Genomic DNA, 12,436 nt, shown 5'->3' with positions numbered 1-12,436 from the left:
CGCCCTCAGGCGGCCATGCGGCGTTGGTGGGGGCCGATCAGGGCGGCCAGCATCTCTTCCTCGGCGCCGTCGAGATCGGTCAGCGGCGAGCGGACCTTGCCGGCGGCGAAGCCCTGTAGCCGCACGCCGGCCTTGATGGCCGAGACGGCATAGCCCTTCTGCCGGTTGCGGATCGCCATGAAGGGATAGAAGAACTCGTTCAGGATCCGCTCGCAGGTGGCGCGATCGCCGCCGCGCAAAGCGGCATAGAACTCGTTCGCCAGACCCGGCACGAAGTTGAACACCGCCGAGGAATAGGTGGTGAAGCCCGCGCCCAGATAGGCCTCGGCAAACAGTTCCGCCGTCGGCATCCCGCCCAGGTAGATCAGCCGGTCGCCCATCTTGGCGGTGATCTGCCGCACCAGCCCGATATCGCCGGTGCCGTCCTTGAAGCCGATGAGGTTCGGGCAGTCGTCGCAAAGCCGCGCCAGCGTGTCGGGCAGCAGCACGGCATTGTCGCGGTTATAGACCATGACGCCGAAGTCGACCGATTGGCAGATGCGCTTGATATGCTGGTAAAGCCCTTCCTGCGGCGCGTCGATCAGGTAATGCGGCAGCAGAAGGATGCCATCCGCGCCGATCTTTTCCACCGATTGCGCGATCTCGATGGCGGTTTCCGTGCCATAGCCGCAGCCCGAAACGATCGCCGTCTCGCCCGAAACCTCTTTCGCGGCGGCGACGATGCCGGGGATCTCGGCCGGCGTCAGCGAGAAGAACTCGCCCGTGCCGCCCGCGGCGAAGAGGACCGGGGCGTTGTAGCTGGCCAGCCATTCGACATGGGCGCGATAGCTGTCGGGGGCGAATTTCCCCTCGGCGTCGAAATGGGTGACGGGAAAGGAGAGGAGGCCGGAGCCGAGGGCGGATTTCAACTGATCGGGGGTCATCGGGCGATCCTTGTTCTGGGTTCTGACGCTCGCTTACGGCAACTCGTATGATGTGTCAATAGTTATCATACAAGTTATCGCGCCATCCAGCCACCATCGACATTCAGCACCACGCCATGCAGGTAGCCGGCAGCGTCCGAGCAGAGGAAGGTGGCGGTGCCGGCGATATCCTCGGGTCGGCCCCAGCGTCCGGCGGGAATGCGGTCCAGGATGGCGCGGTTGCGACCCGGGTCGGCGCGCAGGGCCTCGGTATTGTTGGTCTCGATGTAACCGGGCGCGATGGCGTTCACGTTGATCCCCTTCGCCGCCCATTCATTCGCCATCAGCTTGGTCAGCCCGGCCACGCCATGCTTGCTGGCGGTATAGCTGGGCACGCGGATGCCGCCCTGGAAGCTCAGCAGCGAGGCGATGTTGACGATCTTGCCGGGCGCGCCGCGGGCCAGACAATCGCGGGCGAAGGCCTGACAGGTGAAGAACAGCGCCTTCAGGTTCACGTCGATCACGTCATCCCAATCGGCTTCCGAAAACTCGACCGCATCGGCGCGGCGGATGATCCCGGCATTGTTCACCAGAATGTCGAAGCCGGCGCCGGTAAACACATCCCGCGCCGCCATCGGATCGGCGAAATCGAGCCGCAGGTAGCCGCCGGTGCCGCACGCTGCCGCGATCATGCGCAGGGTCTCGTCGCAGTCGCGGCGCGCGGCGCAGATGACCTCGGCCCCGGCGGCGGCCAGCCCGACGGCGATGGCCTGACCCAGCCCGGTATTCGCGCCCGTCACCAGCGCCTTGCGACCCGCAAGCGAGAAGGGGTTCACCGCAGATCCTCCGGCTGGATGAAGTCCATGTCGGTATAGTCGACATTGTCGCCGGCCATGGCCCAGATGAAGGTATAGCTGCCGATCCCCGCGCCGGAATGCACCGACCAGGGCGGCGAGATCGCGCCTTCCTCGTTGCCGATGAACAGGTGCCGCGTCTCCTGCGGCTCGCCCATCAGGTGCAGCACGCGCGATTGCGGTTCCATGCCGAAATAGAGATAAGCCTCCATCCGCCGGTCGTGGATATGGCTCGGGATGGTGTTCCAGACCGATCCATCTTCCAGCGTGGTATAGCCGAGGATCAGCTGGCAGCTGTCCATGACCAGCGGGTGGATGAACTGGTTGATGGTGCGCTTGTTCGAGGTCTCGGCCGCGCCCAGCTTGACCTCCTTGCTGTCGGCAAGGCGGATCAGCCGGTTCGGGCAGGTTCGGTGCGCCGGGGCCGAAGTCAGGTAGAAGCGGCCCTGACCGGCGAAGGTCACCGGCCCGGCGCCCATGCCGAGATAGAGGACATCGCCCCGCTCCAGGGTGAAGCTGTCGCCGCCGGCGCTGACCGTGCCAGTCTCGCCGATATTGACGATGCCCAGCTCGCGCCGGTCGAGGAAATTGGGCGTCTTGGTCTCGGCCACTTGGTCCAGCACCAGTGCGCCCCCCGCCGGCACCGCGCCGCCCATGACGAAGCGGTCGTAATGGGTGTAGATCAGCCGGATCTCGCCGTCGCGGAACAGGTCCGAGGCGAGGAAGTTGGCCCGGAGGGCGGCCGTATCCATGGCTTTCGCGTGCTCTGGGTGGACGGCATGGCGGGTTTCGACGTGAAGCATCCGGGCCTCTCCTCATTCACATGTATGACAAGATGAGGCTTATCATCTGATATCTAGTAGCGGTCAAGGAAAATCGGTTTGCGGGCGACAGGACAGGGCCGAAGTTGCGCCCGATCGCAGCGTCGGGGCGCGCTTTCCTGCGAAACACTTGTATGATTACTGCCTTGCGGGCATATGCTGTATGAACGCGGTCGAAGCAACGGCCGGGCAGGGAGGCGCAGATGAGCAGATCGACAGGCGGGGAACAGCCGGGCCAGACACTTGTGGTCAAGGTGCAGGACGCGCTGCGTGCCCGTATCGCCGATGGCAGCCACAAGCCCGGCGACCGGTTGCCCTCCGAGGCGCAACTGACCCGCGAATTCGGCGTCAGCCGCACCGTGGTGCGCGAGGCGATTGCCGCCCTGCGCTCGGACGGGCTGGTCGAGCCGCGCCAGGGGGCCGGGGTCTTCGTGCTGGAACCGCCGGCGCCGCAGCCCTTGCCCTTCGGCAATCTGGACCTCGCCCGGGTCTCGTCGCTGATCGAGATGCTGGAACTGCGCACGGCGGTCGAGGGCGATGCAGCCGGTTTCGCCGCGCTCCGCCGCTCGCCTGCGCAGGAAGAGGCCATCGTCGAGGCCTTCGGGCGTCTTGGCCGGCTGGCGGCCAGCGGTCAGCCGACCTCGGATGCGGATTTCGCCTTTCACCTCGCCATCGCCGAAGCCGCCAACAACCCGCGCTTCAGCGAATTCCTGCGGCTTCTGGGTCAGACGCTGATCCCGCGCCGCGCGGTGACGGATGGCGCCGAGCCGCAGATCACCCCGGACTATGCCCGCATCCTCGAGGCCGAGCACGAGGCCATCGTTGCGGCGATTCAGGATGGCGACGAGGCGGCGGCGCGCGACGCCATGCGGCGGCACCTGAAGAACAGCCAGGCGCGCTATCGCGAGCATCTGCGGGCGGTGCGGCGGTAAACAGGGGAAAACTGGAGCGGGTGAAGGGAATCGAACCCTCGTATTCAGCTTGGGAAGCTGCTGCTCTACCATTGAGCTACACCCGCCTGCGTGACGTGACCTAGCCCAAGGGTCCGAAGCCGTCAAGACCACGCGTGGTGGTCAGATCAGCCCCATCTCGGCCAGCCTTGCGGCGACCTCGGGCGGCAGAGGCGTGTCATCCACTGCGCCGCGCGGCAGGTCGATCGGCGCCTCCGCGCCATTGAGGTAGCGCCAACCCTGGAACGGGCGGCGGGGAACGGCGGTGACGCGGATCAGTTCGGGGTCCAGCATCAGGGCGCAGCGGCGGATGCCGTCCTCGCCGATGCGCTCCTCGAGCCCGATCAGCCGCTGCCGCGCCGACATCACCCCCTTGAACACCCAGTAGAGCGAACCGCCCTGCAACAGTTCGTCCTCGCGCTTGGGCCACATGCGGGTGACATGGCAGGCGGTGCCGCCACCAAAGCGCATCTGCTGCCAGGCCAGCAGGTCCTCGGGCGCGTCGGCGCCGACGCAGAGCTTCATCAGGTTCAGGGGTGCGGGACTCATGGCCGCAAGATAGGGGGCGGGGAAATCCCCCGCAAGGCGGGGTGGTCAGCGTTCGGTCAGCTTCAGCTCGATCCGGCGGTTCAGCGCCCTCGCCTCGGGCGTATCGCCGGCGGCGACCGGGCGGGTATCGGCAAAGCCGGTGGCGGCGACACGGCCCGCCGGGAAGCCCAATTCGTCGATCATGTAGCGCACCACGGCCAGCGCCCGGGCCTGGCTGAGTTCCCAGTTGTCGCGATAGCGCCCGGTGCCCGACAACGGCGTGTTGTCGGTATGGCCATCGACGCGGATGATCCAGTCGATTTCGGGCGGGATCTCGCTGGCGATGCTGTCGAGAAGCCCGGTGACATTGCGGATCTGCGTGCGACCGGCTTCGGACAGCGCGGCCTCGCCCGGCTGGAACAGCACTTCCGAGGAAAAGACGAAGCGGTCGCCGACCACCTCGACGCCCTCGCGGCCCTGCAGGATCTGCGACAGCCGACCGAAGAATTCCGAGCGGTAGCGGGCCAGATCCTTGGCCTCGGCCTCGGCGGCCTCGCGCGCCTGCTGTTCCAGCGCCAGCCGGGCCTGCCGTTCTTCCGAGGTCCGCAGCAGCGCGGCGTTCAATTGCTGGCCCAGTTCCGCCACCCGCAACTCCGCCGTTTCCTGACCCTCGCCGGCGCTGTCCAGCGCGGCCTGCAAGCGGCCCAGTTGCCCGGTCAGCGAGGCCACCTGTTCGTTCAAGAGCGCCACGCGGCGCTGGCCCTCGGCTGACAGATCCTCCTGCTTGGCCAGCTCCGCGCGTGCCGTGGCCAGCAGCGCCGCCTGCTGTTCCGCCTCGCTGGTCTTGGCGGCGATCTCGCCCCCCAGACGCTCGCGCGCGGCCTCGGCGGCGGCCAGCAGGGTCAGCGTCTCCTCGGCCTTGCGGCGGCTTTCCTCCAGCGACAGGGTCATCGCCGTCAGCTCGCTGTCGGCGCTTTCCAGCCGCGCGCGCAGGGCCTCGGCGGCCTCGGATTCGGCCAGCCGCGCCGCCTCGGCCTCGCTCAGTGCGGTCTCAAGCTGCGCCTGATCGGCGGCGGCGCCGGAACTGCGGCTGCGTAGGTCGGCGATCAGCGCCTGCAGCGCGTCGCGGCGGGCGGCGGCCAGCCTTGCCTGTTCGGCCTGCGCATCGATCTCGTCCCGTGCCGCAGCCACCGCCAATTCCGCCGCCGAAGATTTGCGCTGTTCCTCGGCCAGTTGGTCCTGCAATTCGGCTTCCCGCGTCGCGGCCTGCGCCGCACCGGCCTCGCGCGCGGCGATAAGGGCGGCAACCTCGGCCTCGAAATCGCTCATCCGGCTTTGTGCCTGTTCCAGCTCCTGCCCGGTCTCGGCGAGCTGCTGTTCCTGCGCGGCAAGCTGCTGGCGGCGGGCGGTCAGGTCGGTGCTGAGCCGGGTGATCTCGGCGGCGCGGCGCCGCGCCTCGGCCTCGGCATCGGCCAGTTGTCCGCCAAGCGTCGCCGCCTCGTCCTCGGAGGCGGTCAGCGCGCCGGTCAGCTGCGCGACCTGACTTCCCAGCACGCCAAGCCGCTGTTCCTGCGCCGAGAGCCGCTGGTCCTGCAGGGCCAGCTGCTGGTCCTGCAGGGCGATCTCGTCATCCTTGCTGGTGATCTGGTCGCGCAGCACCGATTGCACCACCAGTGCGATTGTGAGGACGAAGATCATCACCATCAAGAGCGTCGCCAGCGCATCGACGAAGCCCGGCCAGATATTGGTCGAGAAACGCTTGTTCGAGGCGCGGTTGAGGGCCATCGGCTGACCTAGCCCGGATCGCGCGGCGTTTGCCCGCGCAGCGGTGGCAGCTTGTCATCGCGGAACGGATCGCCAAAGCGCGCCGCCCGCACCGCCCGGGTCAGCACCAGAAGGTCCGAGCGCAATTCGACCAGCATCTCCTCGCGCCCGATGTTCAGGTCATCGGACAGCCGCAGCAGCGCCGCCTCGATCCCGACCAGGTTGCCGGCACCCGGCGCGGCTGTGCCGCCGGCCTCGCCCTGCGCGATCAACCGGTCCTGCCCGTCGGCGATGCGGTTCAGCGCCGAGTTCAGCGAGGCTGCGCGGGCGACGGTCGCCTCGCGCTCGGCCACGACCTGGCGCAGTAGCGCCTCGACCGACTCGGCCATGACCACGACCCGTTCGTCCGCCTGCTCGGCAGCCTGGTCGCGGTCGGCATCGCGTTCGGGGTGGAATTGCTGCAACCGGTCCATCTGCCCGGCCATCTGGTCAAGGAAACCGGCGATTGCCGCCTGATCGATGGCATCATCCTCGGACCCCGCCAGCGAGATGCGGGTAAAGCCGGACATCCACTCTTCCAACTCGCGGAAGAAGCGGTTCTGGCCATGGGTGGCGAATAGCTCCAAGAGGCCCACGACCAGCGATCCGGCCAGACCAAGAAGCGACGAGGAAAAGGCCACGGCCATGCCGCCCAGCTGCGCCTCGAGCCCGCCCATCAGCTTGGCAAAGACCTCGACCCCGGTTTCGCCCTCCTGCGGGGCCAGCGCCCGGATGGTCTCGACCACCGCCGGCACGGTGGTGGCAAGGCCGTAGAAGGTGCCCAGAAGCCCGAGGAAGATCAGCAGGTTGGCGAGATAGCGGGTGATGTCGCGCGCCTCGTCGATGCGGGTGGCGACCGAATCGAGGATCGAGCGACTGGCCCCGGTCGAGATCACCCCGCCGGTGGCGTCGCGATTGCCCAGCAGCGCGGCCAAGGGGGCCAGCAGGCGCGGCGCATCGCTGGACTGCTCGGCCTCGGCCGAGCCGACCGAACGCCCCACGGCCAGCGCCTCGCGGCGCGAGGCGGCGAAACGCTCGATCCAGCTGACCGATTGCACCAGCTGCGCCACCTGCCAGAAGCAGGCCAGCACGCCGAGGACGAAGACACCGAGGATCAGCCCGTTCAGGAAGCGGTTGGCGGCAAAGATCGGCAGGATGCGGCCATAGGCGAACCAGGCGCCGAGGATGACCAGCACCAGAACCGTCCCCATCAGGAAGATCTGCCGCACCGGCTGCGAGAATTGCGGCTTGACCACCGCCCCCAGACGCTCGGCCCGCTTGGCGGTGATGCGGCGGCGGGCGGAACCGCTGCCACGCTCGTCGGAACTGCGGGGCTGGCCGGTCGGGTCGGTGGTCGGATCAGTCAACTGTGTCGCGCCCCGTGCTTTATCCTGTGGGATCAGGGGCGAGTGTAGGGGGCGCCCCGTCACTTGCCAAGCAGGCAGAAAGGATAAGATTATCCGGGTTTTCCATCACCCTCGCTGTGGCCCCTGCCGCGCTCGGCGATCAGGCGCCGCACATCTTCGGACAGCTTGTCCAGCTCGGCGCAGGACAGGCCGATCTGGGCCAGGTGCCGGGTGGTGTTGAACAGGTAATCGGCATTCGGCCCGCGCAACCCCTGCGCGCCCGAGATGATCCGCGCCTGTTCGCAGGGCGACAGGTTGCCCGCGTATTGCGCATGGTCACGCTGCATCACATAGGTCAGCGCCTCGACTCGCCGGCCATCGCTGAGCGTGACGGGCAGGATCGCCTCGCGATAGGCATAAGTGACCATTTCGCGCTCGCGCAGATAGGCCAGCACCTCGTCGCGGTCCTGATCGGCAAAGCGCAGGGCGATGCCGGTGCAATGCGCTGCCGGATCCTCGTCCAGACCCAGCACCAGCCCCGGCGCCTCCTTGGTGCCGCGATAGCGGGTCGAACGCAGGCAGAAGCTGCGCGCGAAGCCGTCCAGCCGCGCTGTCACCGACTCGACCACCCGGAATCCCGGGTCCCACATCAGCGAGCCGTAACCAAAAACCCAATGAAGTGATGACATTCTTCGTGATGCCCTTCCGTCTGATGCCAAGTTAGGCCACGATGCCGCCGGTTCCAAGACCCGCGCGACCCGCGCGCCGGCTGGAGCCTTGGAATGAGGACTTGATGCGCGTGCTGATCTGGATCGTGGTGCTGGTTGCCCTTCTCGTGGGCGGAGTGTGGCTGGGCGGGGAAAGCTGGCTGGCCGGCCGGGCGACGGCGATGATCGACCAGCGCGAGGATGTCGCCGCCAGCGCGGTCACGCCGCTGCGCGAGACGCGCCGAATCGGACTGCGCGCCGATCAGGTCGAAGTGACCGGGCAGTTGCGCGGTGCCCCGGTCGAGATGACCTTGCCCTGGGTCGATCTCTGGGTGCCGCCCACCGCCCCGGTCGAGTTGCACGCGACCCTGCCCGAAACCGCGCAACTGACGCTGGACGGCCAGCCGGTCGCGGCGCAGATGCAGGCGGCCGAAATGTCGCTGCGCGTCTCGCCGACGAAGAACATGGCGGTGTCGCGGGTGAGCCTGTCCTCGGGCGCGGTCGATCTGGACGGGCAGCCGCTGCTGCGGGCCGTGTCAGTGAACGCGCGGCTGGCCTCGCTTGGCCATGACGCGCCGGCGGCGGCGGGGGCTGCCTATGACGTGGATCTGGCGCTCGATGGGCTGGACCCGGCGGTGATGGCGGGCCTCGGCCTGCCGCCGCTTGTCGTGCCGGGGCAGGTGGGGCTGCAGGGTCAGGCGCGGGTCTGGCTCGATGCCGCGCCGGGGCGCGGCATGCTGCAGGGCCAGCGCGAGCAGGTGCGGCCCGTCGGTTTCCGCAGCGACGGGATGGAGCTCCGCATCGGCGATCTGACGGCGCGGCTGGTCGGCGAAGTGCTGACCGATGATCGGGGTCTGCCCACCGGGCGGCTCGCGCTTTACAGCACCGACGGTCAGGCCTGGCTGAAAGCGGCGTCCGATGCCGGGCTGATGCCGGCGGCGGGGGTTAGCTTCGGCAATGTGGTGCTGAACGGGCTGTCGCAATTCCCGATGGAGCCGGTGCAGAAAGAGGGGGCCGAGGTTCCCGCAGCGCCTGCGCGAGCCGGCTTTACCTTCCCCGCACCGGCCGAGGGCGAGACGCGGCTGCCCTTGTTCCTGCGTGACGGCAAGCTGTTCCTCGGCGCCATCCCGATCGCCCGGCTGCCCGGATCGCGGAAGGGTTGACCCCTTCGGTCAGCCCTTGCCCTCGGCCTGTTTCGTCCCCGCGCTGCGGCCGAAATCCGCAGCATCGGTATCCTGACCGGCCTCGATGATGCCGCGGCGGATGGCGCGGGTGCGGGTGAAGTAATCGTGCAGATGCTGCCCGTCGCCCATGCGGATGGCGCGTTGCAGCACGAACAGCTCCTCGGTGAAGCGGCCAAGTATGTCCAGCGTCGCGTCGGTATTCTCAAGAAACACGTCGCGCCACATGGTCGGGTCGCTGGCGGCGATGCGGGTGAAGTCGCGGAAACCCGCCGCCGAATACTTGATGACCTCGCTTTCGGTCACGCGGCGCAGGTGATCGGCCACGCCCACCATCGTGTAGGCGATCAGATGCGGCACATGGCTGGTCACGGCCAGAACCAGATCGTGATGCCCGGCCTCCATGTCCTCGGTATTGGCGCCCATGCCTCGGATCAGGTCCTGCAGCCGCGCCAGCGCCGCCGGGTCGGTGCCCTCGGTCGGGGTCAGCAACCACCAGCGGTTCTGGAACAGGCTGGCAAAGCCCGAGAGCGGCCCGGAATGCTCGGTCCCGGCCAGCGGGTGGCCGGGGATGAAATGAACGCCTTCGGGGATATGCGGCCCGACCGCGTCGATGACCGAGCGTTTGACCGAGCCGACATCGGTGACGGTCGCGCCGGGTTTCAGATGCGGGGCGATGGCTTCGGCCACCTCGGCCATGGCGCGCACCGGCACCGCCAGAACCACCAGATCAGCATCTTTCACCGCCTCGGCGGCGCTGTCATGGATGCTGTCGCACAGATGGATGCGCCGCGCCGTCTCGCGCGTCTCGGCCGATCGCGCATAGCCTGCGACATGGCCCGCCAGTCCATGGGCGCGCATGGCATGGGCCATGGACCCGGCGATCAGCCCCAGCCCGATCAGGGCCACACGTTCATAAACCACGCTCATGCCGCGCCCCGCTGATCTGCCATGAAGTCACTGATGATGCCGATCACCCGGCGGCATCCGTCCTCGTCGCCCACGGTGATGCGCAGCGCCTCGGGCAGGCCATAGCTGGCGACCGGGCGCACGATGATCCCGGCCTCGCGCAGGGCGGCGTCGCAGGCCTTGGCCTGACCGGGGCTGGAAAATCGAGCCAGCAGGAAATTGGCATGGCTTTCGTCGCAGCCGACGCCCATCTGCACCAGCTGCTCGCGCATCCAGCGGCGCAGGCGCGCATTCTCGCTCGCGCAGCGGGCGGTGAAGCCGGTGTCGCGGATCGCCGCTTCCGCCGCCGCCATCTGCGCGTTCGACAGGTTGAAGGGCTGGCGGAGGCGGTTCAGCACGTCGATCACCTCGCGCCGGGCATAACCCCAGCCGATGCGCAACCCGCCGAGCCCGTGGATCTTGGAAAAGGTCCGGGTCATGATGACATTCGGAAACTGTTCGACCAGCGAGACGCCGCCGTCGAAGCCGTCTGCAAACTCGGCATAGGCACCGTCCTGAACCAAGAGGCAGGTTTCGGGCAGGTCGGCGGCCAGCCGGTGCAATTCTTCTGCCGTCAGCATGGTGCCGGTGGGATTGGCGGGGTTGGCCAAAAACACGATGCGCGTGCGGTCATTGGTCGCGGCAAGGATGGCGTCCACGTCGATCCGGCGGTCACGCTCGGCCACCGTAACCGGCGTCGCGCCGACCGCATGGGCGAGGATCGGGTACATGGCAAAGCCGTGCTGGGTGGTGATGACCTCATCGCCCGCGCCGGCAAAGGCCTGTGCCACGAATTGCAGCACCTCGTCCGAGCCGACGCCGCAGATGATCCGGTCGGGATCGAGGCCGTGAACCTCGCCGATGGCCCGGCGCAACCCGGCATGATCGGTCGCCGGATAGCGGTGCAGGTCTGTCGCCGCCGCCTGAAAGGCAGCCGTCGCCGCCGGGCTGCAGCCATAGGGATTCTCGTTGGCCGAGAGCTTCAGCACATCGCTGCGGCCCGCCAGCTTGCTTTCGCCGCTGACATAGAGCGCGATCTCCATGATGCCCGGCTGCGCCGCGATCCCTGCCATGCCCTTGCCCCCACTTGTTGCGCAGCCGTCATAGCCGGGGCGAGGGGGTAAGGGAAGGGTGGCGCGGACCCTAGACGAAGGGCATCTCGGCGGTTGGCGGCTGCCAGCGGAAGCGCGCGACGATCAGGCCGTGATCATTGGTGCCGCTGGTCTTGTGATCGTCCCAGTTCAGGTGGTCGTTCACCACAAGCATGTCGTCAAAGCGCCACAGCCGGTCGCGCGAATTGTCATAGAACTCCTCGCTGACGAGGATGTGGTCCAGGCTGTCATGCATGTCCTGGTGGATATGGGTGTAATAGACATCGCGGACCGAGCGGTATTCCTGCAGCACCTGCGCCGTGTACATGGCATTGTCGCCGCCGCCCCGCGACAGGGTCGAGAGATAGCGCGGCTGCTCGGTCAGGAGGTTCAGCGTGTTGCTGTCCTTGCTGTCATTCATGTCGCCGATCATCACCACCGGGACATGGCTGCCCTTGGCGATCCGGGTGGCCAGCACGCGCAGGGCCGCCGCCTCCGCGGTGCGGCGGATGGTGGAGAGCGCGTAGCCGATGGCATTGGCATGGGGGGCATGGATGTTGCGGTCATACCAGTCGCGCTCGCGCCAGACCTCGGCCGGGCGGCGCGACTTGAAATGGCAGACGAAGACATGGATCACCGGGGTCGAGGGATCGGACTGCACCTGCAGGTGCAGAACGGGGCGGGAAAAGCCGCGCAGCCCGACCGCGATCGCCGGCTGCTGCGGATCGTCGCCGGTCGAGCGCAGCACCATCTCGGGCGGGAAATCGGTGATCCACTCGGCCTCGCCCACCAGCATCTCGCGCCGCACCACCGCCGCGCAGGTGATCCTCGTGCCCGGATGGCCCGGCGGGGTGACGATCTGATGGCTGGCGGCAAGCCCCGACTGGTCCAGCGCCTGCTGCAGCGCCTCGGGCGCCCAGAGCTCCTGGCAGCCATAGACATCTGCGTCGAGCCGGTCGAGCGCCGTGGCGGTGAAATCGATCTTCTTCTGATAGATCCCGGCATCCCAGCCATTGGCATCGGTATAGACCGGCCGTCCGGGCAGCTGCAGGTTCAGGAGATTGAAGGAGGCAAAAGAGATATCGCGTCGGGCCATGGCTGGCATTCCTTCCAAGATGTCAGGGCAGACGCGGATAGGTTGAGGATAGCGGAAGAGGGGAGGGCTGTCGATTGGGGAGATGGGGGTGAGCCGCGCCATGGCAATCCGTGCTTTGCCCCGCGTTCCGAACAGAGGGACAGCGCCGGCCCGTGGGGTGGCGCCGGAACGGCTCGCCAACGCGGTTTATGGTGCCAGGGCCCTCTCTT

Annotated in this window: 12 protein-coding genes and 1 tRNA gene; 2 read left to right on the top strand and 11 right to left on the bottom strand. The window is 67.7% G+C overall.

The features are described 5' to 3' along the window. Window positions 1-5: 5 nt before the first annotated feature. From kdgD to kduI, 3 genes are all read right to left on the bottom strand, one after another. Window positions 6-923: a 5-dehydro-4-deoxyglucarate dehydratase gene (gene kdgD / locus Q1A36_RS02995; protein WP_299839565.1), complete on the bottom strand. Its 918-nt coding sequence runs from the start codon at window positions 921-923 to the stop codon at window positions 6-8. Between the two features lie 74 nt (window positions 924-997). Continuing rightward, window positions 998-1,738 (bottom strand): 2-dehydro-3-deoxy-D-gluconate 5-dehydrogenase KduD, encoded by a 741-nt coding sequence (gene kduD / locus Q1A36_RS02990; RefSeq protein WP_299839562.1) that lies wholly within the window; start codon window positions 1,736-1,738, stop codon window positions 998-1,000. Further along, a complete protein-coding gene (gene kduI / locus Q1A36_RS02985; RefSeq protein ID WP_299839559.1) occupies window positions 1,735-2,559 on the bottom strand; it encodes a 5-dehydro-4-deoxy-D-glucuronate isomerase in 825 nt (274 codons plus the stop codon). Before kduI ends, kduD begins: the two co-directional genes overlap by 4 nt. 221 nt (window positions 2,560-2,780) lie before the next feature. Between kduI and Q1A36_RS02980 the strand changes: the two genes are divergently transcribed. Next, window positions 2,781-3,509: a FadR/GntR family transcriptional regulator gene (locus tag Q1A36_RS02980; RefSeq protein ID WP_299839557.1), complete on the top strand. Its 729-nt coding sequence runs from the start codon at window positions 2,781-2,783 to the stop codon at window positions 3,507-3,509. A gap of 12 nt (window positions 3,510-3,521) precedes the next feature. Here the strand turns inward: Q1A36_RS02980 and Q1A36_RS02975 are convergent. From Q1A36_RS02975 to Q1A36_RS02955, 5 genes are all read right to left on the bottom strand, one after another. Then, window positions 3,522-3,595: transfer RNA gene (locus Q1A36_RS02975), tRNA-Gly, on the bottom strand. 55 nt (window positions 3,596-3,650) lie between these two features. After that, window positions 3,651-4,076 carry a DUF1489 domain-containing protein gene (locus tag Q1A36_RS02970; RefSeq protein WP_299839554.1) on the bottom strand — a complete coding sequence of 142 codons (426 nt, stop codon included), beginning with the start codon at window positions 4,074-4,076 and terminating at the stop codon, window positions 3,651-3,653. Window positions 4,077-4,121: 45 nt separating this feature from the next. Beyond that, the gene (locus Q1A36_RS02965; RefSeq protein ID WP_299839551.1) at window positions 4,122-5,840 is read right to left on the bottom strand and encodes a peptidoglycan -binding protein; all 1,719 of its coding nucleotides are present in this window, start codon (window positions 5,838-5,840) and stop codon (window positions 4,122-4,124) included. Between the two features lie 8 nt (window positions 5,841-5,848). After that, window positions 5,849-7,225 (bottom strand): hypothetical protein, encoded by a 1,377-nt coding sequence (locus Q1A36_RS02960; protein ID WP_366141537.1) that lies wholly within the window; start codon window positions 7,223-7,225, stop codon window positions 5,849-5,851. Window positions 7,226-7,314: 89 nt separating this feature from the next. Continuing rightward, on the bottom strand, window positions 7,315-7,893 hold the full coding sequence (locus Q1A36_RS02955) for a gamma-glutamylcyclotransferase (RefSeq protein ID WP_299839548.1): 579 nt from the start codon (window positions 7,891-7,893) through the stop codon (window positions 7,315-7,317). A 104-nt stretch (window positions 7,894-7,997) separates the two neighbouring features. Here Q1A36_RS02955 and Q1A36_RS02950 point away from each other — a divergent pair, with 104 nt between their 5' ends. Beyond that, entirely contained in the window at window positions 7,998-9,074 is a 1,077-nt protein-coding gene (locus Q1A36_RS02950; RefSeq protein WP_299839545.1) for a DUF2125 domain-containing protein, read from the top strand. 9 nt (window positions 9,075-9,083) lie between these two features. Here Q1A36_RS02950 and Q1A36_RS02945 read toward each other — a convergent pair whose 3' ends face one another. The 3 genes from Q1A36_RS02945 to Q1A36_RS02935 all read right to left on the bottom strand — a co-directional run bounded on the left by Q1A36_RS02945 (window position 9,084) and on the right by Q1A36_RS02935 (window position 12,227). After that, on the bottom strand, window positions 9,084-10,022 hold the full coding sequence (locus Q1A36_RS02945; protein ID WP_299839542.1) for a prephenate/arogenate dehydrogenase family protein: 939 nt from the start codon (window positions 10,020-10,022) through the stop codon (window positions 9,084-9,086). Continuing rightward, window positions 10,019-11,113: a histidinol-phosphate transaminase gene (gene hisC, locus Q1A36_RS02940; protein ID WP_299839539.1), complete on the bottom strand. Its 1,095-nt coding sequence runs from the start codon at window positions 11,111-11,113 to the stop codon at window positions 10,019-10,021. Before hisC ends, Q1A36_RS02945 begins: the two co-directional genes overlap by 4 nt. A 70-nt stretch (window positions 11,114-11,183) precedes the next feature. Then, on the bottom strand, window positions 11,184-12,227 hold the full coding sequence (locus tag Q1A36_RS02935) for an endonuclease/exonuclease/phosphatase family protein (RefSeq protein WP_299839536.1): 1,044 nt from the start codon (window positions 12,225-12,227) through the stop codon (window positions 11,184-11,186). Window positions 12,228-12,436: the final 209 nt, after the last annotated feature.

The sequence above is a fragment of the uncultured Paracoccus sp. genome (assembly GCF_947487305.1).
Taxonomy (GTDB): domain Bacteria; phylum Pseudomonadota; class Alphaproteobacteria; order Rhodobacterales; family Rhodobacteraceae; genus Paracoccus.
This window is presented reverse-complemented; position numbering and strand designations above follow the sequence as displayed.

Bases quoted from the DNA above. Each gene is read 5' to 3' on its own strand.
- kdgD (WP_299839565.1), bottom strand. From the start codon at position 923: ATGACCCCCGATCAGTTGAAATCCGCCCTCGGCTCCGGCCTCCTCTCC.
- kduI (WP_299839559.1), bottom strand. From the start codon at position 2,559: ATGCTTCACGTCGAAACCCGCCATGCCGTCCACCCAGAGCACGCGAAA.
- Q1A36_RS02980 (WP_299839557.1), top strand. From the start codon at position 2,781: ATGAGCAGATCGACAGGCGGGGAACAGCCGGGCCAGACACTTGTGGTC.
- Q1A36_RS02970 (WP_299839554.1), bottom strand. From the start codon at position 4,076: ATGAGTCCCGCACCCCTGAACCTGATGAAGCTCTGCGTCGGCGCCGAC.
- Q1A36_RS02965 (WP_299839551.1), bottom strand. From the start codon at position 5,840: ATGGCCCTCAACCGCGCCTCGAACAAGCGTTTCTCGACCAATATCTGG.
- Q1A36_RS02955 (WP_299839548.1), bottom strand. From the start codon at position 7,893: ATGTCATCACTTCATTGGGTTTTTGGTTACGGCTCGCTGATGTGGGAC.
- Q1A36_RS02950 (WP_299839545.1), top strand. From the start codon at position 7,998: ATGCGCGTGCTGATCTGGATCGTGGTGCTGGTTGCCCTTCTCGTGGGC.
- Q1A36_RS02945 (WP_299839542.1), bottom strand. From the start codon at position 10,022: ATGAGCGTGGTTTATGAACGTGTGGCCCTGATCGGGCTGGGGCTGATC.
- hisC (WP_299839539.1), bottom strand. From the start codon at position 11,113: ATGGCAGGGATCGCGGCGCAGCCGGGCATCATGGAGATCGCGCTCTAT.
- Q1A36_RS02935 (WP_299839536.1), bottom strand. From the start codon at position 12,227: ATGGCCCGACGCGATATCTCTTTTGCCTCCTTCAATCTCCTGAACCTG.